This is a genomic window from Agrobacterium sp. 33MFTa1.1, from assembly GCF_004328495.1.
GTDB classification, from domain to species: domain Bacteria; phylum Pseudomonadota; class Alphaproteobacteria; order Rhizobiales; family Rhizobiaceae; genus Agrobacterium; species Agrobacterium pusense.
The window spans coordinates 1,921,043-1,945,558 of sequence record NZ_CP036359.1; the positions used below are offsets into that span (position 1 = coordinate 1,921,043).

23 protein-coding genes are annotated in these 24,516 nt (G+C 59.4%); 19 read left to right on the forward strand and 4 right to left on the reverse strand.

Annotated elements, in window-relative coordinates; translation table 11 throughout:
* Window positions 1–364: 364 nt before the first annotated feature.
* From EYD00_RS22560 to EYD00_RS22580, 5 genes are all read left to right on the forward strand, one after another.
* A complete protein-coding gene (locus EYD00_RS22560; protein WP_034497923.1) occupies window positions 365–1,429 on the forward strand; it encodes an HlyD family secretion protein in 1,065 nt (354 codons plus the stop codon).
* Window positions 1,430–1,440: 11 nt separating this feature from the next.
* Complete coding sequence (rbbA, locus tag EYD00_RS22565) at window positions 1,441–4,209, forward strand: ribosome-associated ATPase/putative transporter RbbA (protein ID WP_081859464.1); 2,769 nt, start codon at window positions 1,441–1,443, stop codon at window positions 4,207–4,209.
* Window positions 4,206–5,324 carry an ABC transporter permease gene (locus tag EYD00_RS22570; RefSeq protein ID WP_034497918.1) on the forward strand — a complete coding sequence of 373 codons (1,119 nt, stop codon included), beginning with the start codon at window positions 4,206–4,208 and terminating at the stop codon, window positions 5,322–5,324. The genes rbbA and EYD00_RS22570 overlap by 4 nt, the downstream gene beginning before the upstream one ends.
* 138 nt (window positions 5,325–5,462) lie before the next feature.
* The gene (locus EYD00_RS22575) at window positions 5,463–6,065 is read left to right on the forward strand and encodes a hypothetical protein (protein ID WP_034497916.1); all 603 of its coding nucleotides are present in this window, start codon (window positions 5,463–5,465) and stop codon (window positions 6,063–6,065) included.
* Window positions 6,066–6,282: 217 nt separating this feature from the next.
* Complete coding sequence (locus EYD00_RS22580; protein ID WP_004444643.1) at window positions 6,283–6,429, forward strand: DUF1127 domain-containing protein; 147 nt, start codon at window positions 6,283–6,285, stop codon at window positions 6,427–6,429.
* A 496-nt stretch (window positions 6,430–6,925) separates the two neighbouring features.
* Here EYD00_RS22580 and EYD00_RS22585 read toward each other — a convergent pair whose 3' ends face one another.
* The gene (locus EYD00_RS22585; protein WP_006700295.1) at window positions 6,926–7,369 is read right to left on the reverse strand and encodes a response regulator; all 444 of its coding nucleotides are present in this window, start codon (window positions 7,367–7,369) and stop codon (window positions 6,926–6,928) included.
* Between the two features lie 479 nt (window positions 7,370–7,848).
* Here EYD00_RS22585 and ftsZ point away from each other — a divergent pair, with 479 nt between their 5' ends.
* The 3 genes from ftsZ to EYD00_RS22600 all read left to right on the forward strand — a co-directional run bounded on the left by ftsZ (window position 7,849) and on the right by EYD00_RS22600 (window position 10,830).
* Window positions 7,849–8,811 carry a cell division protein FtsZ gene (gene ftsZ, locus EYD00_RS22590; RefSeq protein WP_004444641.1) on the forward strand — a complete coding sequence of 321 codons (963 nt, stop codon included), beginning with the start codon at window positions 7,849–7,851 and terminating at the stop codon, window positions 8,809–8,811.
* Window positions 8,812–9,057: 246 nt separating this feature from the next.
* Window positions 9,058–9,756: a GntR family transcriptional regulator gene (locus EYD00_RS22595; protein ID WP_004444640.1), complete on the forward strand. Its 699-nt coding sequence runs from the start codon at window positions 9,058–9,060 to the stop codon at window positions 9,754–9,756.
* Between the two features lie 108 nt (window positions 9,757–9,864).
* Window positions 9,865–10,830: a dihydrodipicolinate synthase family protein gene (locus EYD00_RS22600; protein ID WP_006700297.1), complete on the forward strand. Its 966-nt coding sequence runs from the start codon at window positions 9,865–9,867 to the stop codon at window positions 10,828–10,830.
* Between the two features lie 288 nt (window positions 10,831–11,118).
* Here EYD00_RS22600 and EYD00_RS22605 read toward each other — a convergent pair whose 3' ends face one another.
* A complete protein-coding gene (locus tag EYD00_RS22605; RefSeq protein ID WP_034497914.1) occupies window positions 11,119–12,156 on the reverse strand; it encodes an Ldh family oxidoreductase in 1,038 nt (345 codons plus the stop codon).
* A 444-nt stretch (window positions 12,157–12,600) separates the two neighbouring features.
* Between EYD00_RS22605 and EYD00_RS22615 the strand changes: the two genes are divergently transcribed.
* From EYD00_RS22615 to EYD00_RS22645, 7 genes are all read left to right on the forward strand, one after another.
* Entirely contained in the window at window positions 12,601–13,407 is an 807-nt protein-coding gene (locus EYD00_RS22615; protein WP_004444630.1) for an ABC transporter substrate-binding protein, read from the forward strand.
* 69 nt (window positions 13,408–13,476) lie between these two features.
* Window positions 13,477–14,142, forward strand: a complete 666-nt coding sequence (locus tag EYD00_RS22620) for an amino acid ABC transporter permease (RefSeq protein ID WP_004444628.1) — start codon at window positions 13,477–13,479, stop codon at window positions 14,140–14,142.
* 12 nt (window positions 14,143–14,154) lie between these two features.
* Window positions 14,155–14,808, forward strand: coding sequence for an amino acid ABC transporter permease (locus tag EYD00_RS22625; protein ID WP_034497912.1), 654 nt, complete (start codon window positions 14,155–14,157; stop codon window positions 14,806–14,808).
* Window positions 14,801–15,523, forward strand: coding sequence for an amino acid ABC transporter ATP-binding protein (locus EYD00_RS22630; RefSeq protein ID WP_034497910.1), 723 nt, complete (start codon window positions 14,801–14,803; stop codon window positions 15,521–15,523). Before EYD00_RS22625 ends, EYD00_RS22630 begins: the two co-directional genes overlap by 8 nt.
* A complete protein-coding gene (locus tag EYD00_RS22635; protein WP_034497908.1) occupies window positions 15,523–16,764 on the forward strand; it encodes an NAD(P)/FAD-dependent oxidoreductase in 1,242 nt (413 codons plus the stop codon). Before EYD00_RS22630 ends, EYD00_RS22635 begins: the two co-directional genes overlap by 1 nt.
* A 111-nt stretch (window positions 16,765–16,875) precedes the next feature.
* A complete protein-coding gene (gene lhpI / locus EYD00_RS22640) occupies window positions 16,876–18,570 on the forward strand; it encodes a cis-3-hydroxy-L-proline dehydratase (protein ID WP_034497906.1) in 1,695 nt (564 codons plus the stop codon).
* A gap of 10 nt (window positions 18,571–18,580) precedes the next feature.
* The gene (locus EYD00_RS22645; protein ID WP_034497904.1) at window positions 18,581–19,609 is read left to right on the forward strand and encodes a trans-3-hydroxy-L-proline dehydratase; all 1,029 of its coding nucleotides are present in this window, start codon (window positions 18,581–18,583) and stop codon (window positions 19,607–19,609) included.
* A gap of 151 nt (window positions 19,610–19,760) precedes the next feature.
* On the opposite strand, the gene EYD00_RS22650 is transcribed toward EYD00_RS22645, so the two are convergent.
* Together EYD00_RS22650 and EYD00_RS22655 are read right to left on the reverse strand one after the other, a co-directional pair.
* Window positions 19,761–20,783, reverse strand: a complete 1,023-nt coding sequence (locus EYD00_RS22650) for a LacI family DNA-binding transcriptional regulator (protein ID WP_034497903.1) — start codon at window positions 20,781–20,783, stop codon at window positions 19,761–19,763.
* A gap of 172 nt (window positions 20,784–20,955) precedes the next feature.
* On the reverse strand, window positions 20,956–21,276 hold the full coding sequence (locus tag EYD00_RS22655) for a hypothetical protein (protein ID WP_006700306.1): 321 nt from the start codon (window positions 21,274–21,276) through the stop codon (window positions 20,956–20,958).
* A 295-nt stretch (window positions 21,277–21,571) separates the two neighbouring features.
* Here EYD00_RS22655 and EYD00_RS22660 point away from each other — a divergent pair, with 295 nt between their 5' ends.
* From EYD00_RS22660 to EYD00_RS22675, 4 genes are all read left to right on the forward strand, one after another.
* Entirely contained in the window at window positions 21,572–22,375 is an 804-nt protein-coding gene (locus EYD00_RS22660; RefSeq protein WP_004444612.1) for a transporter substrate-binding domain-containing protein, read from the forward strand.
* Between the two features lie 66 nt (window positions 22,376–22,441).
* A complete protein-coding gene (locus EYD00_RS22665; protein ID WP_022563855.1) occupies window positions 22,442–23,146 on the forward strand; it encodes an amino acid ABC transporter permease in 705 nt (234 codons plus the stop codon).
* Window positions 23,143–23,802 carry an amino acid ABC transporter permease gene (locus tag EYD00_RS22670; protein ID WP_003521700.1) on the forward strand — a complete coding sequence of 220 codons (660 nt, stop codon included), beginning with the start codon at window positions 23,143–23,145 and terminating at the stop codon, window positions 23,800–23,802. The genes EYD00_RS22665 and EYD00_RS22670 overlap by 4 nt, the downstream gene beginning before the upstream one ends.
* The gene (locus EYD00_RS22675) at window positions 23,783–24,514 is read left to right on the forward strand and encodes an amino acid ABC transporter ATP-binding protein (RefSeq protein WP_004444596.1); all 732 of its coding nucleotides are present in this window, start codon (window positions 23,783–23,785) and stop codon (window positions 24,512–24,514) included. Before EYD00_RS22670 ends, EYD00_RS22675 begins: the two co-directional genes overlap by 20 nt.
* Window positions 24,515–24,516: the final 2 nt, after the last annotated feature.

A 24,516-nucleotide genomic window follows, 5' to 3' on the forward strand; every position in this document is an offset into this window, starting at 1 on the left:
TTCCGCAAGCGCTATAGAAGACCCTACTCTGTCATCCTCGGGACAAGCTCGAGGATGACGTCCGATTGTCGAGGGGATGGCGCGGCATCGGTATGATTGCTTGGTGCCGTCGGTGTTCTCAAAGGTGAGCCGGTTAACAGCCGGCGAACCGGGGGGTGCCTTGATGACGCTCTCCATAAAATGCTTTCGCCGCTTGACTTGTGTCAAGGCTGCAAGCCGCTCTCTCGCGTAGACAGTTCCGGAAACCGGTTATTCCGCTTTCAGTGCGGGAAATACCAGGTACGAATTATGAACGTGATGGTGGCTGGCTTCTTCGGTTTTATCGTACTACGGTTGAAACCTGAAGGGTTCATGGGGAAGACGGATGTCTAAAAAGGGCTTGCTCATTGGTCTGGCGGTTGTGGTTCTGGCCGTGGCTGCCTATTTCGCCTGGTCGAAGCTGACGACCGAGGGCCTGCCTTCGGGTTTCGTGGCCAGTAACGGCCGCATCGAGGCCGTCGAGATCGATATCTCCACCAAGACCGCCGGCCGCCTTCAGGATATTATGGTCCGTGAGGGTGATTTCGTGAAGGCCGGACAGGTTCTGGCGCAGATGGATACGGCCCAGCTGGAGGCGAGGAAACGCCAGGCGGAAGCGCAGCTTCGCCGTGCGAAAATAGCAATAGACACGGCCCACAGCCTTGTCGCCCAGCGTGAAGCGGAAAAGACGTCGGCTCTTGCGGTGGTGGAACAGCGCAAGGCCCAGCTCGATTCCGCCTCCAAGACCAATGCACGCTCGAAACAATTGCTGACGGGCAATGCGGTCTCGCAGCAGATCGTCGATGACAGCGAGGCCGCCGAGCAGTCCGCCCGCGCAACGCTCGCCTCTGCGCAGGCCTCGCTTGCGGCTTCAGACGCCGCGATCAACGCCGCCAAGGCGCAGATCGTCGACGCCGAAGCGGCGGTGGACGCCGCGCAGGCTGACATCGAGAGCATCGAGACTGACATAGCCGATGCGACGCTGAAATCGCCCCGCGACGGTCGCGTGCAATATCGCATCGCCCAGCCCGGAGAAGTGCTGTCCGCCGGTGGAAGGGTTCTGAACCTCGTCGATCTCGGCGATGTCTATATGACGTTTTTCCTGCCGACGGCCGAGGCTGGCCGCACGTCCATGGGGTCTGATGTTCGACTGATACTGGATGCCGCCCCTCAATACACCATTCCGGCAAAAGTGTCCTTCGTGGCGGATGTCGCGCAGTTCACGCCGAAAACGGTGGAGACCGAAGAGGAACGCCAGAAGCTCACATTCCGGGTTCGGGCGCAAATCCCCCAGGAACTTCTGCAGAAATATATTCAATATGTGAAAACCGGGCTGCCCGGCATGGCCTATGTCCGGCTTGATCCGGAGGCCGCCTGGCCGGAGAATCTCGAACGCAATCTCGTCAAGTGAGGGTGGCCGCTATGGTCGCGCCTCCCGAAACAAATGACAGGAACGCACCCGTTGCGCGATTGACCGATGTGCGGTTGACCTTCGGAAGCACGGTTGCGCTGGACGACATATCGGTCGAGATACCCGCCGGGCTGATGATAGGGCTCATCGGGCCTGACGGCGTCGGCAAATCGAGCCTGTTGTCGCTGGTCTCGGGCGCGCGCGCCATCCAGAAGGGCAAGGTGGAGGTTCTGGGCGGCGACATGTCCGATCCGCGCCACCGCGAGGATACCTGCCCGCGTATCGCCTATATGCCGCAGGGCCTTGGCAAGAACCTCTATCCCACCCTGTCGGTCTTTGAAAACATCGACTTTTTCGGCCGGCTGTTCGGACAGGACGGAAGGGAACGGCAGGCGCGTATCGCCGAATTGCTGAAGAGCACCGGCCTCGAACCTTTTGCCGATCGTCCCGCGATGAAGCTCTCCGGCGGCATGAAACAGAAGCTGGGGCTCTGCTGCGCGCTCATCCACGACCCGGACCTGCTGATCCTGGACGAGCCGACGACAGGCGTCGATCCTTTGTCGCGGCGGCAGTTCTGGGAACTGATCGACTCTATCCGTGCCGGGCGTCCGGGCATGAGCGTCATCGTCGCAACGGCTTATATGGAGGAGGCCGCCGATTTCGACTGGCTGGTTGCCATGGATGGCGGCAAGATTCTTGCCACCGGCTCGCCCGCCGAACTTCTCGACCGCACCGCGGCACCCAATCTCGACGCCGCCTTCATCGCGCTTCTTCCCGAAGAAAAGCGCAAGGATTACCACGAAGTCCATATCGCGCCACGAAAGCCGACCGGTGAGGGTGATTATGCCATCGAGGCATCGCACCTCAGCATGCGTTTCGGCGATTTCACCGCCGTCGACAATGTCAGCTTCAAGATTCCGCGCGGCGAGATTTTTGGCTTTCTCGGCTCCAATGGCTGCGGAAAATCCACCACCATGAAGATGCTGACGGGGCTTCTGGCCGCCAGCGAAGGAGAGGCGAAGCTCTTCGGACACAAGGTGGATGCGAGCGACATGGCGATCCGACACCGCGTCGGTTACATGAGCCAGGCCTTCTCGCTCTATTCCGAACTGACGGTGCGGCAGAACCTTGATCTGCACGCCCGCCTGTTCAAGCTGCCGGAAGAGGCAATTCAACCGCGTATCGCCGAAATGGCGGAGCGTTTTGATCTTGGCGCGGTCATGGACACGCTGCCGGACGACCTGCCGCTTGGCATCCGGCAGAGGCTGTCGCTGGCGGTGGCGATGATCCATTCGCCCGATATTCTCATCCTCGATGAGCCCACCTCTGGTGTCGACCCGGTGGCGCGGGACGGCTTCTGGCAAATCCTCGCCGATCTCTCGCGCAACGATAATGTCACCATCTTCATCTCCACCCATTTCATGAATGAGGCGGAGCGCTGCGACCGGATTTCGCTGATGCATGCCGGCAAGGTGTTGATCAGCGATACGCCCGATGCGATCACCAGAAGCCGTAATGCCGCAACACTTGAAGAGGCTTTCGTCGCCTATCTGGAAGATGCTTCCGGGGTTACGAGGGGCGCGCCTGCGAAAGCATCTGTGGCAGCAGCGGACGTGCAGGTGACGCAACATGCGGCGCCCACCCGCAAGAGATTTTTCGATTTCAGGCGCATGTTCAGCTATACGCGCCGCGAGGCACTGGAACTGCAGCGCGATCCCATTCGCGGCACGCTGGCCGTGCTCGGCAGCGTCATCCTGATGTTCGTCATCGGATACGGCATCAATCTCGATGTCGAGGACCTGACTTTCGCGGTGCTGGATCGCGACGATACCACTATCAGCCGCGATTACGTGCTCGACATTGCCGGCTCGCGTTATTTCATCGAGAAGGAACCTATCCGGGACTATGCCGATATGGACCGGCGGATGCGTGATGGCGAACTGAGCCTTGCCATTGAAATTCCTCCTGGCTTTGGCCGCGATGTCTTGCGCGGCAAGACTGTGGAGGTGGGGGCCTGGATAGACGGCGCGATGCCGCAGCGGGCGGAGACCGTTCGTGGTTACGTGCAGGGCATGCATCAGACATGGCTGGCGCGGAAGGCCGCCGAGATTTACGGCAGCGCGGCCACGCAAAGCAGCTTCAGCATCGAAGCGCGCTATCGTTACAATCCCGACGTCAAGAGCCTTGTCGCCATGGTGCCGGCGGTCATTCCGCTGCTTCTCATGCTCATCCCCGCAATGCTGGCGGCCCTCAGCGTCGTCAGGGAAAAAGAGCTCGGTTCGATCGTCAATCTATACGTGACGCCGACCACGCGGCTGGAATTCCTGATCGGCAAGCAGCTTCCCTATGTCGCCCTTGGCATGCTCAATTTCGTGCTTCTGACGGCATTTGCGGTCTTCATCTTTCAGGTGCCGTTCACCGGAAGTTATCTCGCTTATGCGACGGGCGCGCTGCTCTATGTCATCATCGCCACATCCATCGGCCTCCTCATGTCTTCCTTCATGAAGAGCCAGATTGCCGCAATCTTCGGCACGGCTCTTCTGACGCTCATTCCGGCGACGCAATATTCGGGCATGATCGATCCCGTCTCGTCGCTGCAGGGGGCGGGCGCCTTTATCGGCAACGTCTATCCTGCCACCTATTTCATGACCATTTCGCGCGGAACTTTCTCCAAGGGCCTGGATTTCGCCGGACTTTCCGGCTCGTTTCTACCGCTTCTCATCGCCATTCCACTGCTCCTCATTGCCGGCGCTGCACTTTTGAGAAAGCAGGCGTCATGAGGCTTTTTTCGTCCAACATCTTCCAGCTCGGCATCAAGGAACTGCGCGGTCTCGCGCGAGACGGAATGCTGATGCTGCTTATCGTCTATGCCTTCACGCTGCAGATCTATACCGGTTCCAGCGCGCTGCCGGAGACGCTGAACAACGCGGCCATCGCCATTGTCGATGAGGATCAGTCGCCGCTTTCCAGCCGCATCAGCACGGCGTTTTATCCGCCCTATTTCTCCCCGCCGAAGCAGATTTCCATCGCTGAAATGGACAAGCGCATGGATGCGGGCCTCGATACCTTCGCGCTCAACATTCCACCGGATTTCCAGCGCCGGCTGATGGCCGGACAGCAGCCGGCCATCCAGCTCAATATCGACGCCACCCGCATGAGCCAGGCTTTCAGCGGTGGCGGTTACGTGCAGAGCATCGTGACGAGCGAAATACAGGAGTATGTCGACCGCTATCGCGGCGCGACCTCGGTGCCGGTGGACCTCACGCTACGTTCCCGCTTCAATCCGGAACTGGACAAATCCTGGTTCGGCTCGATCAACAACATCATCACCGCCATTACCATGCTATCCATCGTGCTGACGGGCGCGGCGCTCATTCGCGAGCGAGAACACGGAACGGTCGAGCATCTGCTGGTCATGCCAGTGACGCCGCTGGAAATCATGCTCAGCAAGGTGTGGTCCATGGGGCTGGTCGTGCTGGTGGCCTCTGCATTTTCGCTGTTCGTGGTGGTGAGGGGCCTGCTTGCCATTCCCATCGAAGGCTCGCTTTCTCTTTTCCTGCTCGGAACGGCATTGCAACTCTTCGCCATGACTTCCATGGGAATTTTTCTCGCGACAGTCGCCGGGTCCATGCCGCAATTCGGCATGTTGCTGATCCTGTTTTTGTTGCCGTTGCAGGTGCTGTCCGGCGCCATGACGCCTCGCGAAAGCATGCCTGATATCATCCAGTACATCATGCTTCTTGCGCCAAACACCCATTTCATCATCCTGGCGCAATCGGTGCTTTTCAGAGGGGCGGGGCTGGATGTGGTCTGGCCGCAACTGGTGGCGCTGCTGGCCATCGGCTCGGCTCTTTTCGTTTTTGCGCTTCGCCGGTTCAGGCGTTTCCTGCGCTGACAGCATCGGGATCACGCGCATGTTTCAGCCGATTCCACGTAAGTTGAATTAATTGTGTTCGGTAACGGTATGTTCGCCTTCCGCGATTATGCCTATGAGGACGGCTGGGTAAAGCGAGCTTTGTTCAGGAGTAGCACGATGAATATTGCAGCACGTCTGTCGACGGCAGCCATGGTCGCACTGGCTGCCACGTCATCTTTCGCGTCGGAGGATATGACCTCTGAGACGAGTGAGGCGATATTCGGCTTCGCTGGCCCCATGACGAAAGAAGACATGCTGAAAAGCGCGGCGCTTATTCCCGTGGACTATGAAAGAAACGCTGTCATCGGCGGCGGCTATCAGTTCTATCCTTACCGTATCGGCAATATAAAACTGGGCGGCGAGGTCGGCATGGCCGTCAGGTTCGGCAAGGGCTTCACCGGCGAGGTGTGGGCGGGCCCGGTCGCGCGTTATGAACAGATCAGGCTTGGAGAGCGACTGTTCATCACCCCAAGTTTTACAGCAGGGCTCAGCCTTGTTACGGATGCGCAGCCGGGCCGCGAGCGCGAACAGGAAATCAAGGACGACGGCAACGCCAATGTCCTTTTTTATCTGGGGCCGGAAATCAACGTGTCTTTCAGCGAGGATTCCTCGACGGAATTCTTCTGGCGCCTCCACCACCGTTCCGGTGGCGGCAAAACACTTGGCAACATGAAGGGCGCCACAAACGCCAACGTGTTCGGAGTCCGCTACAAATTCTGAGCCGCCGCGACGTTATAAGGTCCTGTGAACTGTCTGAATTTCAGCCAGGTTTCTGTTTCAACGCAGACCGGCGCCAGCAACCCTTGCGCCTAACGCATGGGTGGATTGCCTTATTCTGCCTGTTAATTCCCCACTGGAAAGCGCATATAAAGGCCATCGAAGGACGCCGGAACGAAAACGTTACTGACGTCACCTAAACCTCAGAAAGGGTAATGTCATGAACGTAGCACGCAGCTTCAACAATTGGCGCAAATATCGTCAGACCATCACCGAACTCGGCCGCATGAGCACTCGTGAACTGCACGATCTCGGTATCGATCGCAGCCAGATCACCAGTGTCGCTCGCGCCGCTGTAGGCAAGTAAATAGGGCGATACCGCCACATTCTGAATGCTTCAACGCCCGCTTTGCGGGCGTTTTTGTTTGGTTTGAAAATGAAGGCACTTCATTGGGGGCGTCCGACAGCGAGGCGGCGGTCTCGCCGCTTGCACCACATTCTTCTCGATTGCTGTCGAGGTTCCGTGCAGGTTGGGAAATCGGTAAAGGCCGGGGCCGCGAGAAGCGGATAAGAGCCCGGTATTGTCCTTCGTGACGGATGCCATGCGCTCGACGCATATCTGCGCTGCAACCTTGTGCCTGTCAAATGCGCAGGGAAATGGTATGTTCCTCTCATCGAAACGGATGTACCTCCTCCCACATCCTTTTCGTTAAGCGGGTGATCCTACTCCTCCTCCCAAAGGATTGCCCCGGGGACAGCGGTTTTCCTCCTCCCATATCGCTGTTCATCTTTTCAGAAAGCCTGCCGCACCTCCTCCCGCGGCAGGCTTTTTTGTCTTTGGCCGTTTTCCTCGTCAGTATATCTCAGTCGAATGCCATCATGCCGATGGGCGTCACGGCACGGGTGCCTGCGCGTCTGGCGAGTGCATAAGTGAGGCATTGTTCGACTGCATCCTGCGGAACGGGCTTGGCGATGACGCCGGCGCCGATGCCGAGATTGACCACGACTTCGGGGTTTGCGGTCATGAAGATGACCACCACACCGTGCTCTTCGGAAAGCCGTCGCCCGATTTCCGGCCCGGTTTGTCCATCGGCAAGATTGACGTCGACAAAGGCAATATCGGCGCGGCGGCCAAGTGCCACAGCATCATCCAGCTTGTTGGCGATCCCGATGACGTCTGCCTCTTCATCCGCCTGAAGAATGGAATCCTCTATGTCCATGGCGATGAGGAACTCGTCTTCCACGATCAGTACCCGCGGCTGCTCCATGCGGAAGCCGGGTTCACTCTGCAAAACGTCTGCCAACATATGCCTGCCTCCATTGAGTACGCTACCAAGCACCGAACTGAAAAAATACGCCGCGGTTTGGGGTCGTCTGGTGCTTCGACAATATCTGGAGCGTCGGGACTGTCTGATCTCATCACCCGCCGCCTCAGCACGGTCGGCAGGCAAACACCCGGCGGGCCAACTCGTTCCAAAGTGAGATAAACATAGTGAATGGAGTGTAAACAACGTGCCTTTTGAGCTATCACCTCTTGATAGCGAAGCAGTTGATTCGGTTTGGTTTTCATCCGGGGGAAGGGTGGAGGAACGTCGCCGTAGCGCATCTTTCGCCGCTGGAGCACCAGTCTTTTGGCCGCAATCGGTCCTTAAGGCTGACATGGAAATTCAAGACGTTACGGCCTCCTTCGCGCGCCAGGAAGGAAGAGCGGGAACGCCACCGATCAATCGCGTGCCGCGGTCAAAACCGGCGCGGGACCCTATGAATTTGGAAAGAGAATTAGACGATGACACAGTCTCCGCGCGCCACCATTGCCCGCAACACTCCTAATATCGCCGTCGTCGGTGTTGGTGGCGGTGGCGGAAACGCGATCAACAACATGATTGCCGAGGGTATCGGCGGCGTCGATTTCATCGCGGCCAATACGGATGCGCAGGCGCTGAAGAAGACCAATGCGCCACGGCTCGTGCAGCTCAGCTCAGAACTGACGGGCGGGCTTGGAGCGGGTGCTGATCCCGAGGTTGGCCGGCAGGCTGCGATCGATTCCCTCGACGAGATCATGGATCACCTGAGCGGCTATGATATGTGTTTCATCACCGCCGGCATGGGCGGCGGCACCGGGACGGGTGCGGCACCCGTTATTGCCGAAGCCTGCCGTGCAAAGAACATCCTCACAGTTGGTGTCGTCACGCTTCCTTTCAGCTTTGAGGGCGTGCGCCGCATGCGGGCTGCTGAGTACGGTTTCGCCAATCTGCTCAACACGGCCGATACCGTCATCGTCATTCCCAACCAGAACCTGCTGCGCATTGCCGATGCCGGCACCACCTTCGAAAATGCGCTCAAAACCGCCGACAAGGTGCTGTCGCTCGGCGTGCGCTGCATCACCGATCTCATTTTGCGTGAAGGTTTGGTCAATCTCGATTTCGCCGATGTGCGATACGTCATGAAGAATGGCGGCCGGGCGCTGATGGGCACCGCACAGGCTAAGGGCGAAAAGCGTGCTTCGGAAGCAGCGGCAGCGGCCATTGCCAATCCGCTGCTTGGCGAGCCCTCGCTGAAGGAAGCCCGTGGCGCGCTGGTCTCCATTTCCGGCGGCAACGACCTGACGCTTTACGAGATTGATGAAGCGATGACGCTGGTGCGTGAGGCGGTCAGCGAGGAAACCGATGTGGTGATGGGCGCTTCGTTCGATCCAACGCTGGACGGCGCTTTCAAGATTTCCGTCGTGGCCACCGGCCTTCGGAACTGATCTGATCTCCGACTAAGGCGTCGCATCGACGCTGGAAGCCGCTAGACGCCGCTTCGGCGGTGAAAGCGCGATAAAGACATCTGCGCCACAAACCGAACGATCGAAAGCCGTCGCGGGCAATTTTCGCGACGGCTTTTTGTTGTTTTCGAACAATTATTCCGCCATTCAAACCAGCGACCGGGTGACACGTCGTTGATAACGAAAAAATATAATAGTACTCTTTATGTCGACAAGAAGGATTTGATGATGACGGATATAATTGCTTCTGCCGAGCGCAAGCGCGGCTCCGGTGTGAAGATGGTCTACGATCTGCTGCGCGACGAGATTCTTGATCTCGTCTTGCCACCCGGCAGTCCCATCGATGAAGTGCAGCTTGCCGAACGGTTCAAGATGTCGCGAACGCCGATCCGTGAGGCGCTGGTACGGCTTTCGGGCGAGGGGCTGATCGATACGCTGCCGAACCGCTCTACCATGGTGTCGAACATCGATTTCCTCAACATGCACACCTATTTCGATGCGCTGGTCTTGATGTACCGGGTAACGACCCAGCTTGCCGCGCAATATCACCGTCCGGAAGATCTGGCTGGCATTCGCGCCCATAATGCGGAATTCGCGGTTGCGGTGGAGGAGCAGGATGCGCTGGCGATGATTTCCACCAACGCCGCCCTTCATCTTTCCATCGCGGAGGCCGGGCGCAACCCCTATTTCACCAGCCTGTTCAAGCGGCTGCTGGACGAGGGGCGGCGCATTCTCAGGCTTTATTACCAGTCCTATGACGATCGTCTGCCGAAGCGCTTTGTCGATGATCATGAAGAGATGATCGAGGCGATTGCCGCACGCGATATCGCTCTTTCTGAAAGGCTGGCGCGGGAGCACGCTGAACAGATCGTCCGGCAGGTGCAGAAATTGCTGGTGCGAAACGAACGGCTGGAAATAAATCTTTAGCTTGTCGATTTCTTGTCGACAAATAAAATACAAGATAGTAATGTCCCTCTCGAAAGGGTGGCGCGGACGTGCGTCCATTCCCGAAAACATGTCCCTTAGGAGCTAGTAATGACGGCCAGCATTTTTTCCGGCGTGATTCCCGCCTTGATGACCCCCTGCAAGGATGATCGCACCCCCGATTTCGATGCGCTTGTTCGCAAGGGCAAGGAACTGATCGCCGATGGCATGTCCGCCGTGGTCTATTGCGGCTCCATGGGCGACTGGCCGCTCCTGACGGACGAGCAGCGCATGGAAGGCGTGGAGCGTCTGGTGAAGGCCGGTGTTCCCGTCATCGTCGGCACCGGAGCGGTCAACACGGCGTCTGCCGTTGCCCATGCCGCCCACGCCCAGAAGGTTGGCGCCAAGGGCCTGATGGTCATTCCCCGCGTTCTGTCACGCGGTTCGGTCATCGCCGCCCAGAAGGCTCACTTCAAGGCAATCCTCTCGGCTGCACCGGAAATCCCTGCCGTCATCTATAACAGCCCCTATTATGGTTTTGCGACCCGCGCCGATCTCTTCTTCGCGCTGCGCGCCGAGCACAAGAACCTCGTTGGTTTCAAGGAATTCGGCGGCCCGGCGGATATGCGTTATGCGGCTGAAAACATCACCAGCCGTGACGATGAAGTCACGCTGATGATCGGTGTCGACACCGCTGTCTTCCACGGCTTCGTCAATTGCGGCGCAACCGGCGCCATCACCGGCATCGGCAACGTGCTGCCGAAGGAAGTCATCCACCTCTGCAAGCTGTCGCAGGCTGCCGCCAAGGGTGACGCCGATGCCCGCGCACGCGCCTTGGAACTGGAACAGGCGCTGGCCGTTCTTTCGTCCTTCGACGAGGGCCCGGATCTGGTTCTCTATTTCAAGCACATGATGGTGCTGAAGGGCGACAAGGAATACACGCTGCACTTCAACGAAACAGATGCACTGACGGACAGCCAGCGCGGTTATGTCGAAGCACAGTTCAAGCTGTTCAACAGCTGGTACGCCGACTGGAGCAAGCTTCCGGGCGCAGTGCAGGCCTGCAAGGCTGCCTGATCAGTCGCTGACGTGAAAACAAAAGGCCCGCAACTGCGGGCCTTTTTTGCATGTGATGAGGTTTGATGTCTCTCGTCCGTCATGCCGGACTAGATCCGGCATCCAGCCACGGCGCGTCTGCGTCGTGAAAGGTCTCTTCCGCGATCAAGGACTTGCACGCGCTGGACCCCGGATTTAATCCGAGGTGACGGTGCGGGGATGCTATGAAGTCGCAAAAAAAAGCTGAGTGACGTTGTCGCTATGAAGGCCCGCAATTGCGGGCCTTTTTTCATTTCCCCATCCAAACGATCAGGAAACCGCGTCCAGCCCCTTTTCCAGCAGCCGGTCGAGCCCGGCCATTTCGGCGGCGGTAAGCGTGATGCCTTCGCTTTCGGACTTGGCGCGGGCAGTGAAGCGGCGGCCAGACGGCAGGCGTGCGCCCTGGCCGATGATGGCGTCGAACAGCACTTCCGCGCGCTGGAAAGGATCGCCGGGGTGGCCTTTGGCGAAGGCTTCGGGAGAGAAGGCGACGATCAGCTCGCCATGGGTGGGGGCAAGCGTGGTGGTGCCGAGAAATTCCAGCGCTTCGGGGCTGGTGAGATCGCCGATCATGATGCCGGCGAGAAGCTCGATCATGGTGCCGATGGCCGATCCCTTGTGGCCGCCAAAGGGCAGCATGGAACCGGCAAGGGCCGCCTCCGGGTCGGTCGTCGGCTTGCCGTCGGCATCCAGAGCCCAGCCTTCCGGCAGGGGCTTTCCGGCCCGCCGGTGTAGTTCGATTTCACCGCGGGCCGCAACCGACGTCGCAAAATCGAAGACATAAGGGGAGGTGCCCTTGCGCGGCCAGCCGAAGGCGAAGGGGTTCGTGCCAAGCAGAGGCTTGGTTCCGCCGGTGGGCGCGACGGTGGAATAGCTCGGGCACATGACCAGCCCGGCGAGACCGTTTTCTGTCAGCCCTTCGACTTCCGGCCAGAGCGCCGAGAAATGCGTGCAGTCATTGACGACGAGTGCTGCGATGCCCAAGCGTCTCGCCCGCTCCACCAGAACCGGCAGACCAAGTTCGAAGGCGGGGTTGGCGAAGCCGCCATGGGCATTGACCTTGACGATGGCCGTGCCATCGTCTTCGGCCACTTCAGGTATCGCATCCGGATTGACCTTGCCGGCCTTGACGGTGCGGAGCGCGCCTTCGATACGGTAAATGCCGTGCGATTTGCAGGCATCGCGCTCGCCGGCGGTGATGACGCGTGCCAATGCACCCGACTGCACCGTATTGAGGCCCGCCTTGCTGAAAATCGCCTCGACCCGCGTCGAAAGCTCTTCAATGGTCAAGGTGGTGGTGTGGCTCATCATTATCCTCCGATGTCGGGATCGCACATTTTGAATACATAAAGTATACAAAGGTGTGGGTATTGCAACGTGTCTTTTCGATGAAGCTCAGTCAGAGCAGAGGGCCACCCTCTCAAACACGAAGATACCTTAAGCGCTCATTGCTGTGCTTGTCACAGGATTGCAGTCGACGCGCGTCTGCGCATCGGAAAGCCTCTTTCAGCCCAAAGACTTGGGCTGGCTAGATTCCTGTGACAAGCAACGGCATGAAGGAGGCTGAATGTTTCGCCCACCTTGTCAGCTCCCCCGCGCCGGCTCGCGTAATCATCCGCGATACCTCATCAGTTCGCAGATGCAAAAAATTCTTTTTGTATACTCATTGTATTTTTCTATTGATTTCTCGGGCCCACAGGGAAATAGTGACCGCGCCTTCAAGGGCAGACCAATTCTGGGAGCAAATCAAGAATGAAAAAATCGGTCATTTTCGCCGGCCTGCTGGCCGCCACTTCCGCTATCACACCGGCCAAGGCCGACAAGCTTGACGACATCATCTCGTCTGGCACGCTGCGTTGCGCGGTTGTGCTCGACTTCCCGCCCATGGGCGCGCGCGATGACGCCAACAATCCTATCGGTTTCGACGTCGATTATTGTAACGACCTCGCCAAGGCGCTCGGCGTCACGGCTGAAATCGTCGAGACGCCGTTCCCCGAGCGTATTCCGGCACTGATGTCCGGCCGCGTCGACGTTGGTGTCGCTTCGACCTCCGATACGCTGGAGCGCGCCAAGACGGTTGGCATGACCGTGCCTTACTTTGCCTTCGAAATGGCCGTTACCGCCAACGACAAGTCCGGCGTCAAGTCCTTCGAGGACATGAAGGGCAAGACGGTCGGCGCAACCGCCGGCACGTTCGAAGCCATTGCGCTTGAAAAGTCGGTCAAGGAGTGGGGCGTCGGCGAATTCCGTCCTTACCAGACCCAGGCTGATGTGTTCCTTGCCCTGAGCCAGGGGCAGATCGATGCCACCGTTTCCACGTCGACCGTTGCGCAGTCCAACGTCAAGAGCGGCAAGTTCGCCGGGATCTCGGTGGTCGGCAAGGCCCCTTACGACATCGATTACGTCGCGCTCTTCACCAACCGGGATGAATACGGCTTCATCAACTACCTGAACCTCTTCATCAATCAGCAGGTTCGCACCGGCCGCTACGCCGAGCTCTACAAAAAATGGGTTGGCGGCGAAGTGCCTTCGCTCACCGTCAACGGCGTTTATCGCTGATCAGGACTTTTCGGAAACGGCGCGGTCAAATGATCGCGCCGTCGATCGTTTCTGAAAGGTGAGACGGTTATGTTCAACTACACATTTCACTGGAATCAGGCGCTGAAGGCTTTGCCGCAGCTTCTGGACGGTGCGGTGGTGACGCTGCAGATCGCCATCCTGTCGATGGTCATCGGCGTGTCCTGCGCCATCGTGCTGACGTTGTTCCGGCTTTCGGGCAACCGTATCCTCGGCGCCTTCGCCTCGGTCTGGGTGGAAATCGCCCGCAATACACCGGCGCTGTTCCAGATCTACATGGCCCATTTCGGGCTCGGCAATTTCGGCATTCATCTGAGCCCCTATACCGCGCTTCTGGTTGGCATCGCCTTCAATAATGCCGGTTATCTCGCGGAAAATTTCCGTGGCGCACTGAAGGCCATTCCGGATACGCAGACGCGTTCGGGCCGCTCGCTCGGCATGACCTCGATGCAGACCTTCAGGCTGATCATCCTGCCGCAGATGCTGCGGGTTGCCTTCCTGCCTGCCACCAACCAGATGGTCTGGGCAATCCTCATGACCTCGCTCGGCGTCACGGTCGGCATGAACACGGATCTCGCCGGTGTCACGCAGGCCTTGAACGCCCGTTCGTTCCGCACCTTCGAATTTTTCGCGCTCGCCGCGGTCATCTATTACGTGATCGCCAAGATCGTCACGCTCGCCGCCAGATTGCTGGCCGCGCGTCTGTTCCGTTACTGAGAGAGGTGAGCCATGTTTGAAACCGCTCTCACCTGGAGTGATCTCGCCTTCCTGGCCAAGGGTGCCGGCATGACGCTTGCCGTCACGGCCGTCGCCGTCACGGCAGGCACCATCATGGGGATCATCTTCGGCGTCCTCCGCTTCCAGCTCGGGCCTTACTGGGCCCTGCCGCTCACCTTCGTTCTGGATATCTTCCGTTCCGTGCCGCTGCTTATCCAGCTGGTCCTCGGCAATGCCTTCCAGTCGATCGCAAAGCTCGGCTGGCCACCCTTTACTACCTCCTGCGTGGTTCTGTCGCTTTATACCGCGGCCTATTGCACGGAAATCGTGCGCGGCGGCATCGAAGCGGTACCCTCGAACACCCGCCGCGCCTGCCGGTCGCTCGGTATGACCTGGTCGCAGGACATGCGGTACATCGTTCTGCCGCTTGCCACGCGCGTGTCGCTGCCTGCCTGGATCGGCCTGACGCTGGGTGTCATGAAGGATTCAGCGCTCGTCCTTTGGCTCGGGCTCATTGAGCTTCTGCGTGCCTCGCAGATTCTCGTGACCCGCCTGCAGGAACCGCTGACCATCCTGATGATCTGCGGCGCCATCTACTTCCTTATCAGCTTCCCCATCGCCCGTTTTGGCGGGTATCTCGAAAGACGGTGGTCCCCCAATGATTGAGATCGAAAACGTCCGCAAATCCTTCGGCCCGCTGGAGGTTCTGAAAGGGATCAACCTCACCGTCAACAAGGGCGAGGTCGTCACCATCATCGGCGGCTCCGGTTCCGGCAAGTCGACGCTGCTCACCTGCATCAACGGCCTCGAGCCGATCGACAGCGGCAAGATCGTCATCGATGGCACCGAGGTGCATGCAAAGTCGACCGACCTCAACAAGCTGCGCCGCAAGGTCGGCATCGTCTTCCAGCAATGGAACGCCTTTCCGCATCTGACGGTGCTTGAAAACGTCATGCTGGCGCCGCGCAAGGTGCTCGGTATTTCGAAAGAGAAGGCCGAAGAAATTGCGGTCAAGCAATTGACCCACGTCGGCCTTGCCGAAAAGCTGAAGGTCTATCCGAACCGCATGTCAGGCGGCCAGCAGCAGCGCATGGCGATTGCCCGCGCACTTGCGATGTCGCCGGAATATATGCTGTTCGATGAAGTTACCTCGGCGCTTGATCCGATGCTGGTCGGCGAAGTGCTCGACACGTTGAAGATGCTCGCGGATGAGGGCATGACGATGATCTGCGTCACGCATGAAATGGCCTTCGCCCGTGATGTCTCGAACCGCGTCGCCTTCTTCCATCAGGGCGTGATGGCGGAAATCGGCACGCCAGAGCAGCTGTTCGGCGCACCACAGCATCCCGAGACGCAGAAGTTCCTGGCGAGCGTTCGGTAATGCCTGCAAATGATGTCATCGTCATCGGGGCCGGCGTTGTCGGCCTCTCGGCGGCAATCGCGGCGCAGGGCCGTGGTCTTTCGGTCACGGTCATCGACCGTGAGGGACCGGCGGCGGGCGCTTCTGCCGGCAATGCCGGCGCCTTCGCTTTCACCGATATCCTGCCGCTCGCGTCGCCCGGCATTCTCTGGAAGGCGCCGAAGTGGCTCATCGATCCGCTTGGGCCGCTCAGCGTGCCGCCGGCCTATGCGCTGAAGATCGCGCCTTGGATGTTCCGGTTCTGGCGGGCCTGCGCCGCCTCGAAGGTGGAGTACTCAACTGCAGCGCAGACGGCACTGATGGACCTTTCGAGGGCCGAGCTGGAGCCGTTCCTCAAAAAAACCGACACCATTGCCATGCTGCGCAAGGAGGGCAACCTCCAGGTCTATGAAAGCGATGCGGAATTCGAAGCATCACTCGGCGGCTGGAAGGCGCGTGAGCGCCACGGTATCGAGTTCCGGCATCTGAACGGCGAGCAGATGGCCGAGATACAGCCCGGCATCGCACCGCGCTTCACCTGCGGCACGTTCACGCCAGGCTGGTATTCCATTGCCGATCCCAGGCTTTACACGCTGGCGCTGGCCGACCATTTTCGCACCATGGGCGGACGTATCGAATGCCTCGATATCGCCTCGCTCCGGCCGTTGGAGGATGGGGTCGAGGTGGTTAGCCATGACGGCCGCACGCGCAAGGCAGGCCGGGTGGTACTGGCGGCAGGCGCCTTTTCGCACCGCATTGCCCGTTCGCTCGGGGAAAAAATTCCGCTGGAAACGGAACGGGGCTATAATACAACCTTGCCTTCAGGCGCATTCGATCTGCGGACCCAGGTGACCTTCGGCGGCCATGGTTTCGTCGTTACCCGGCTTTCCTCCGGCATCCGCGTCGGCGGTGCGGTCGAGTTGGGCGGGCTGGAGCTTCCGGCCAATTTTGCCCGATCCGAAGCGCTGCTGGCCAAGGCGAAAGCCTTCCTGCCGGGCCTGAAAACCGAAGGCGGCAAGCAGTGGATGGGCTTTCGCCCCTCGCTGCCGGACAGTCTGCCGGCCATTGGGCATGCGCGACACACGGCGCGGGTGGTCTACGCCTTTGGCCACGGACATCTGGGGCTGACGCAATCTGCGGGTACGGCGCGCATCGTCGCCGACATTCTGACGGGGCAAAAACCCGCCATCGACACAAGCGCTTTTTCGCCGCAACGTTTCTAGAGGATTTCGGCTTTTCCCCGAAACGCAAAAATTCTCTAGCACTTTTTCACGCATTTACCGGGGCGCAAAGCGCGACGCGCTTTTACCGGAAATGCCTTAGGGAGATTTTCGATGTCTTCTGCCGTTCCGCAAGCCCGCAGCATTCTTACCGGTGCGGCCGAAGGCCCCGTGATCGCCACGACGGAAGCGCTGAGTTTCTGGGGCGGTGTCGATCCCGCCACCGGCAGGGTGATCGACGTGCATCACCCGCTGCATGGCGTCAGTCTCACCGGCGGCGTTCTCTTCATGCCGACCAGCCGGGGCTCGTGCACCGGGTCTGGCGTTTTGCTCGACCTTATTCTAACGGGCCGGGCGCCATCCGCTCTCGTTTTCTGCGAGGCGGAGGATGTGCTGACCTTGGGCGCACTTGTCGCGGCGGAAATGTTCGAGCGGGCGCTGCCGGTCGTCCGTCTCGACCCCGAAAATTTTGCCCGCTTTTCCCGCGCGGCCCATGTTCGCACCGATGAAAACAGCATCGAGGCCGATGGCCTTTCGCTTGCCATAGCGCATCCCGCGACTGCCCGTCTCGATCTCACGGGTGACGACCGCGCGATGCTGGAAGGGCGCGACGGCATCGCCGTGCGCCAGGCCATGCGCATCATTGTCGCCATGGCAGCCCAGCAGGGCGCTTCCGCGCTCGTTAATGTCACACAGGGCCATATTGACGGCTGCATCTATGCCAGCCCCGCCAATGTCACTTTCGCGGAAAAAATGGCTGAGATGGGTGGCAAGGTCCGGGTGCCGACGACCATGAACGCCATTTCGGTGGACAAGGCCAACTGGCGGGCACAGGGCGTGCCGGATGATTTCGGCGATCCGGCGGCGAGACTGGCGGATGCTTATGTGCGCATGGGCTGTCGGCCTACCTTCACCTGTTCGCCTTACCTGCTCGACAGCGCGCCGGGCGCGGGTGAATCGATTGCCTGGGCGGAATCGAACGCGGTGATTTTTGCCAATACGGTGCTTGGTGCACGCACTGCCAAACATCCCGATTTCCTCGATCTATGTATCGCGATGACGGGCAGGACGCCGCTTTCGGGTGTTTACCTGGAGGAAAATCGCCGGCCGCAGCGCATCGTGGACGTGATGCTGCCGCAAGGGATAGACGATGCGTTCTGGCCGCTCGTCGGTTATCTCGCCGGCAAGGCTGCCCCCGATTGCATACCGCTGCTGCGCGGGCTTGGGGCTGCGAAACCCTCGCGGGATGATTTGAAAGCGCTCTGCGCTGCCTTCGGCACTACCTCCGCAGCGCCCATGCTGCATATCGAGGGCGTCACCCCGGAAGCCGGTATCGCGCCTCTGGAAACGGCGGACACGGTCAGCATTTCGCTTGCCGATATGGCGGCCGGGTGGTCGCTGCTCAACGAGGGACCGGAGGAGGTGCAACTGGTCGCCATCGGTAGTCCCCACGCGTCGCTGGAGGAGTGCCGCGCCCTTGCGGCCGTTTTCAACGGTCGCAAGCGCCATGCGGATGTCGCCGTCATCGTCACAGCCGGCCAGCAGGTCATCGATGCAGCTGCCCACGACGGCACGTTGAAAAGCCTGAAGGATAGCGGTGTGCAGGTACTGCCTGACCTCTGCTGGTGTTCTATTTCCGAGCCGGTCTTCCCGACGAAGACGCGCGCCTTGATGACCAATTCCGGCAAATACGCCCATTATGGACCCGGCCTCAGCGGCCGCGCGGTGCGCTTCGGTAGCCTTGCCGATTGCGTCGAGAGCGCGTTGACCGGCCGTGCCGCTTCCCGTCTTCCCGCCTGGCTTTCGTGAGGAGAATTCAATGCGCAGTATAAAGACCCTTCATGTCATTTCCGCCCATGCGGAAGGCGAGGTGGGGGATGTGATTGTCGGTGGCGTCAAGCCGCCACCAGGCGAAACGATCTGGGAACAGAGCCGTTTCATCGCCCGTGATGAGACGCTGCGCAACTTCGTGCTGAATGAGCCGCGCGGCGGCGTATTCCGCCACGTCAATCTGCTGGTTCCGCCGAAACATCCTGATGCGGATGCCGCCTTCATCATCATGGAGCCGGAGGATACGCCGCCCATGTCCGGCTCTAACTCCATCTGCGTGTCCACCGTCCTTCTCGATGGCGGTATCGTGCCGATGCAGGAGCCGGAAACCCATATGCTGCTGGAAGCTCCCGGCGGGCTGGTGAAGGTGCGGGCCGAATGCCGCAACGGCAAGGCCGAGCGTATTTTCGTGCAGAACCTGCCAAGCTTCGCCGCGAAGCTTGATGCCGAACTCGAGGTCGAAGGCCTTGGAAAGCTCAAAGTGGATACAGCCTACGGCGGCGACAGTTTCGTCATCGTCGATGCCGAAGCAATGGGCTTCAGCCTGAAACCGGAAGAGGCGCACGAGATTGCCCGCCTCGGCGTGCGCATCACCAACGCCGCCAACAAGGCTCTGGGTTTCGATCATCCCGAAAACCCAGACTGGCGGCATTTTTCCTTCTGCCTGTTCGCCGGCAAGGTGGAACGCACGGCCGAAGGCCTGCGGGCAGGGGCGGCCGTCGCCATCCAGCCGGGCAAGGTGGACCGCTCGCCGACAGGCACGGCGCTTTCAGCCCGTATGGCCGTGCTGCATGCACGCGGCGAAATGAAGGAAGGGGAAACGCTGACGGCGGTGTCGCTGATCGGCTCTACCTTCACGGGCCGCATTCTTGGGACGACAAAGGTTGGCGACCGTCCAGCCATCCTGCCGGAAATCTCCGGCCGCGGCTGGATCACCGGAATACACCAGCACATGCTCGATCCGTCGGATCCATGGCCGGAGGGGTATCGGCTGACGGATACCTGGGGTGCGCGGTAAGACCCTCTCCAGACCTCCTCCGTCATCCTCGGGTTTGACCCGAGGATCCACCTTCCGGCGTTACCATGGATCCTCGGGTCAAGCCCGAGGACGACGTCGAGATGGGGAGAAGAAAGAAGCGGTACCCGCTCGTTCCAACAGGGCTAAAGCTTCACCGGCCCAACCGCTTCGTCGTCTCCCGCACGATCAGCTCGAAGCCGACATCCACCCGCGCACCCTCGGGAACAGCGGCATCCTTTTCTGCCTCCAATATCGAAAGCAGCAACTCGCCGGCCTTGCGGCCGATCATCTGCGCATCGACCCGTATCGTTGAAATCGCCGGATAACATTGTCTGCCAATGTCAAAATCACCGAAGCCGAGAATGGAAATCTGATCGGGCACATGAATGCCGCGGCGATGACATTCCATCAGCGCACCGACAGCGGAAATATCCGAGACGGCGAAGATGGCTTCGACATTTGGCGCCCTCGCCAACAGGGAGCCCAGCGTTTTCGCGCCGTGATCGTATGAGACCGGCGCGCTGCCCTCGCGGATGATGAGATCATCGGCGATGCCGGCTTCGCGCAGGGCCGCCCCGAAACCGAGCAGGCGGCTTTCGCCGCGCCAGTCCTTCACATCACCATCGGCCCTGGAACCAAGCGCGCCGATCCTCTTGAATCCAAGCGATATCAGGTGTTTGGCGGCGGTTCTTCCCACTTCGTAATTGGAAAAACCGACCGCGTGGTCAATCGGATGCTCGGGCACGTCCCAGATCTCAACGATCGGGATACCGGCGCGCATCAACACTTCGCTTGCCATCTTGGTATGCACCGTGCCGGCCACGACAATCGCGTCGGGACGGCGCTCCATCATGGTGCGGATGACGCGCTCTTCTTCCTGCAGGTCGTACATGGTGTAACCGATCAGCAATTGGTAATCGGCGGCGCGTAGCGCATTGGCTAGGCCTTGAGCGCTGTCGGCGAAGTTTGAGTTGGTGAGTGTCGGCAGGATGGCGGTGATGAAATTGGTGCGGCGAGAGGAAAGCGAACCGGCGATTCGATCAGGCACATAACCAAGCTTCTCAATGGCCTTCATCACCCTCTGGCGCGTCTCCTCGGACACCAGAGCGGGATCGGCCAGCACCCGCGAGACGGTCATCTTGGAGACGCCCGCAAGTTTTGAGACGTCGCTCATGGTTGCTTTTTTTGACGTGACTAACGCTGCGGCCAAAGGCGTGCGCTCCACCAAAGCATGTCTCCCCAGTTACAATCCGGCTGAATGAAGACCGGTTCACGACAAGACATACACGAAGATACCAAGGGAAAGCACGCCGTATGATTGCAGATCAATGCGACGTGCACCGGATTTATGCGACGCGGCTATAGACCAGATGGTAGAAACGCCCGTCACACATGCTCATCATCTCATCCGTCAGTACCCGGCCTTCCAGCCGGACCGGCGAGACCAGCGCTTCCTCCACGGCCTCCATCGACGGATAGTCGATTTCCTGCACCATGATGATCTGGGCCGCGTCCGGGTCCGTGCGCTCCGTACGCATCACTCGCACCGCCTGCGCATTCGGCATGCGCTTCCAGACAGGCAGTAATTTTTCCTCGACGATGCGAAAAAACTCCTCCTCCCGGCCTGCGTGAATCCTGCCTTCGAAAATTGCCGAGCGTGTGTACATGTTTCCTCCCGAAATGAATGCCGATCGAAACAGTTCTGTAGATCGGACTTGCAATGATACCGATAACATGCATTATTGATCCTGCCAAGAACGTGAAGCGACGTCGAAGAGAGGAAAATCGATAATCATCATAAATGATTGAATTTCATGAGAGATTCATCTGGTTTTGTGTTTTCACAGTTTCTTGGGAGGAGTTTTCAGTCAGGCGACTAGGAATGTTATCGAGAACATTTTTCGGTTTGCGAAGGCCGCTGTTCTGCATTGGGCAGCTATTATTTGGGTTGGAGGAGAAACCATGAGCATATCCAGATTTCTGAAAAACATGACCGTTGCTGTTGGCGTTGCCGCAGCTTCGCTTGCGGCTACAACGTCGGCCCATGCCGTCTCGCTCAGCGAGATCACGGCGCGCGGCAAGGTCAAGATCGGTGTTCTCACGGGCGCGCCGCCGATGGGCATGGTGGATGAGAAGGGTAACCCTTCCGGTTATGACGTCGATGTCGCCAATCTCATCGGTTCCTACCTGTCGCTGCCGGTGGAGCTGGTGCCGCTGACGCCTCCAGCGCGTATTCCGGCCCTTCAGACCGGCAAGGTCGATTTCCTCGTCGCGACGCTTGCGCCGACCGGCGAACGCGCCAAGACTGTGATGTTCACGCAGCCATACAGCGCCTTCAACATGGATATCATCTCCGGCAAGGACCAGAAATTCGAAAATCTCGACAGCCTCAAGGGCAAGCGCGTGTCGGTCAACCGCGGTTCCTCACAGGAAACCGCGCTGCGCAAGGCCAATGTCGAAGGTCTCGAAATCGTCGTTTACGAAGACGATTCCACCAGCGCCCAGGCTTTGCTCGCGGGTCAGGTGGATGCCGTCGCCCTGCCGTCCACGGTTGGTGAAGCAATCATCAAGCAGCGCCCGGAGGCCGGTCTCCAGGTCGGGTTCACCTTCTTCCAGCAGGGCAATTCCATGGCGACCAAGCTTGAGGATTTCGAGCTGCGCCAGTGGCTGAACACCTCCATTTACCTGATGAAGATGTCCGGCGATCTCGACCGCATCTCGGTGAAATGGACCGGTCGCCCGCTGCCGCAATTGCCAAGCTTCTGATTGAGCCTTTCAACGCGCCCGCCGGGAATACGTTCGGCGGGCCGGGAAATGTCAACGGAGTGACGCATGTCCTATACATTCCAATTCGGCGCGCTCGCCCAATATCAGAATGAAATTCTGAACGGTATATGGCTGACGATCAAACTGTCGGTCTTCTCCATCGTGCTCGGTTGCGCTTTCGGCATTCTTCTCGCCTCATTGCGCTCCATCAATGGTGGAATCGTCCGCATCATCGTGGATGCTTATGTCGAAGTCATCCGCAACACGCCGTTCCTCGTGCAGCTGTTCATCGTCTATTTCGGCTTGCCGGGTCTCGGCTTCAGGGTAGGGGCGGATACGGCGGCGCTGATCGGCATGACGATCAATCTTGCCGCCTATTCGACGGAGATCATCCGCGCCGGCATCGAGGCGGTGCACAAGTCGCAGATCGAGGCGGGTGAGGCGCTGGGCTTCACCAAGTACCAGATTTATCGCCACGTCATCATCGTGCCTGCTATTGCCAAGGTCTATCCATCGCTCTGCAGCCAGTTCGTGCTGATGATGCTGGCATCGAGCATATGCTCGGCCATCTCCACCCATGAGCTTGCCGCCGCTGCAGCCTTCGTGGAATCGCAGACCTATCGCTCCTTCGAGGTCTACATCGTCGTCACGCTCATCTATCTGGCGCTGGCGCTCAGCCTGCGGCTCATCCTTGCCCTTGTCGGCATGTGGCTGTTCGGTCGCCGCGTGGCCCGCAAGACGATGACCGCTTTGCCGGAGGTGCAGTCATGACCCTTAGAACTTTCGGCTGGAACGAATTCGGCTTCCTGCTGACCGCCCTGCAATGGACCGTGCTTCTGACGATCATTGCGCTAATTGGCGGCGGTATCGTCGGTTTCTTCGTAGCGCTCGCCCGCACCTCGAATTTCAAGGCGCTCCGGATTGCCGCCGGCACCTACATTCAGGTGATTCAGGGCATTCCGGTGCTGATGATTCTGTTCCTGTCCTATTACGGCCTCAGCCTTGCCGGGCTGGAACTGCCGCCGCTTTTTGCCGCCGGCGCCTCGATGACCATCTATACATCGGGTTATCTCGCGGAAATCTGGCGCGGTTGCATCCAGGCGGTGCCGAAACAGCAATGGGAAGCGTCGGAGTCGCTCGCTCTCACCCGCGCCCAGCAATATCGCTACGTCATCCTGCCGCAGGCGATCCGAATTTCGCTGCCGCCGACCGTCGGTTTTGCCGTCCAGGTCGTCAAGAACACGTCCATCGCATCGATCATCGGTTTCGTCGAACTGGCGAGAGCGGGGCAGCTCATCAACAATGCCACGTTCCAGCCGTTCCGCGTCTTCGTGGCGGTGGCCGTACTTTATTTCATCGTCTGCTACCCGTTATCCCAGCTGTCGCGTTGGCTGGAAAGGAGGCTTCATGCCGGAAGTAATCGTTGAAAACGTTCACAAGAGCTTTGGCGCTCTGGAAGTCCTCAAAGGCGTGTCGCTGACGGTCGGCCGTGGTGAAGTCTTCGCCCTCATCGGCCGCTCGGGTTCGGGCAAGAGCACGCTGCTGCGCTGCATGAACGGGCTGGAAAAGATCAATTCCGGACGTATCGAAATTGCCGGTCATGCGATTGGTGAAGATGCCAAGGCCCTGCGGAAGCTGCGCACCGATGTCGGCATCGTGTTCCAGAGCTATAATCTGTTCCCGCACCTGACGGTGGGTGAAAACATCATGCTTGCGCCGCGCATCGTCAAGGACGTGGCAAAATCGGAAACCAAGGATATCGCCCGCGAGGTTCTGCAGCTCGTCGGTCTTTCGGAGAAATTCGATTCCTATCCGGACCAGCTGTCCGGCGGCCAGCAGCAGCGTGTGGCGATTGCGCGCTCGCTTGCCATGCGGCCGAAGGTAATGCTGTTCGACGAGGTGACGTCTGCGCTCGATCCGGAACTCACCGAGGAAGTGCTGACTGTCATGGAAAACCTCGCCAGAGACGGCATGACCATGATCCTGGTGACGCATGAGATGGCCTTTGCGCGGCGCGTGGCGACCGAAACGATCTTCATGCACAAGGGCAAGATCTGGGAGCAGGGCCGCTCGTCCGAACTCTTCGCCAATCCGCAAACGCCGGAACTCCGGCAATTCGTCAAGGCCGACGTGAAGTAGTT

Coding starts and splice junctions, on each gene's coding strand:
- EYD00_RS22630 (WP_034497910.1), top strand. CDS start 14,801: ATGATTGAGATCGAAAACGTCCGCAAATCCTTCGGCCCGCTGGAGGTT.
- EYD00_RS22665 (WP_022563855.1), top strand. CDS start 22,442: ATGTCCTATACATTCCAATTCGGCGCGCTCGCCCAATATCAGAATGAA.
- EYD00_RS22585 (WP_006700295.1), bottom strand. CDS start 7,369: ATGTTGGCAGACGTTTTGCAGAGTGAACCCGGCTTCCGCATGGAGCAG.
- EYD00_RS22625 (WP_034497912.1), top strand. CDS start 14,155: ATGTTTGAAACCGCTCTCACCTGGAGTGATCTCGCCTTCCTGGCCAAG.
- EYD00_RS22575 (WP_034497916.1), top strand. CDS start 5,463: ATGAATATTGCAGCACGTCTGTCGACGGCAGCCATGGTCGCACTGGCT.
- EYD00_RS22660 (WP_004444612.1), top strand. CDS start 21,572: ATGAGCATATCCAGATTTCTGAAAAACATGACCGTTGCTGTTGGCGTT.
- lhpI (WP_034497906.1), top strand. CDS start 16,876: ATGTCTTCTGCCGTTCCGCAAGCCCGCAGCATTCTTACCGGTGCGGCC.
- EYD00_RS22560 (WP_034497923.1), top strand. CDS start 365: ATGTCTAAAAAGGGCTTGCTCATTGGTCTGGCGGTTGTGGTTCTGGCC.
- EYD00_RS22670 (WP_003521700.1), top strand. CDS start 23,143: ATGACCCTTAGAACTTTCGGCTGGAACGAATTCGGCTTCCTGCTGACC.
- EYD00_RS22600 (WP_006700297.1), top strand. CDS start 9,865: ATGACGGCCAGCATTTTTTCCGGCGTGATTCCCGCCTTGATGACCCCC.
- EYD00_RS22655 (WP_006700306.1), bottom strand. CDS start 21,276: ATGTACACACGCTCGGCAATTTTCGAAGGCAGGATTCACGCAGGCCGG.
- rbbA (WP_081859464.1), top strand. CDS start 1,441: ATGGTCGCGCCTCCCGAAACAAATGACAGGAACGCACCCGTTGCGCGA.
- EYD00_RS22605 (WP_034497914.1), bottom strand. CDS start 12,156: ATGAGCCACACCACCACCTTGACCATTGAAGAGCTTTCGACGCGGGTC.
- EYD00_RS22615 (WP_004444630.1), top strand. CDS start 12,601: ATGAAAAAATCGGTCATTTTCGCCGGCCTGCTGGCCGCCACTTCCGCT.
- EYD00_RS22635 (WP_034497908.1), top strand. CDS start 15,523: ATGCCTGCAAATGATGTCATCGTCATCGGGGCCGGCGTTGTCGGCCTC.
- EYD00_RS22650 (WP_034497903.1), bottom strand. CDS start 20,783: ATGAGCGACGTCTCAAAACTTGCGGGCGTCTCCAAGATGACCGTCTCG.
- ftsZ (WP_004444641.1), top strand. CDS start 7,849: ATGACACAGTCTCCGCGCGCCACCATTGCCCGCAACACTCCTAATATC.
- EYD00_RS22645 (WP_034497904.1), top strand. CDS start 18,581: ATGCGCAGTATAAAGACCCTTCATGTCATTTCCGCCCATGCGGAAGGC.
- EYD00_RS22675 (WP_004444596.1), top strand. CDS start 23,783: ATGCCGGAAGTAATCGTTGAAAACGTTCACAAGAGCTTTGGCGCTCTG.
- EYD00_RS22595 (WP_004444640.1), top strand. CDS start 9,058: ATGACGGATATAATTGCTTCTGCCGAGCGCAAGCGCGGCTCCGGTGTG.
- EYD00_RS22570 (WP_034497918.1), top strand. CDS start 4,206: ATGAGGCTTTTTTCGTCCAACATCTTCCAGCTCGGCATCAAGGAACTG.
- EYD00_RS22580 (WP_004444643.1), top strand. CDS start 6,283: ATGAACGTAGCACGCAGCTTCAACAATTGGCGCAAATATCGTCAGACC.
- EYD00_RS22620 (WP_004444628.1), top strand. CDS start 13,477: ATGTTCAACTACACATTTCACTGGAATCAGGCGCTGAAGGCTTTGCCG.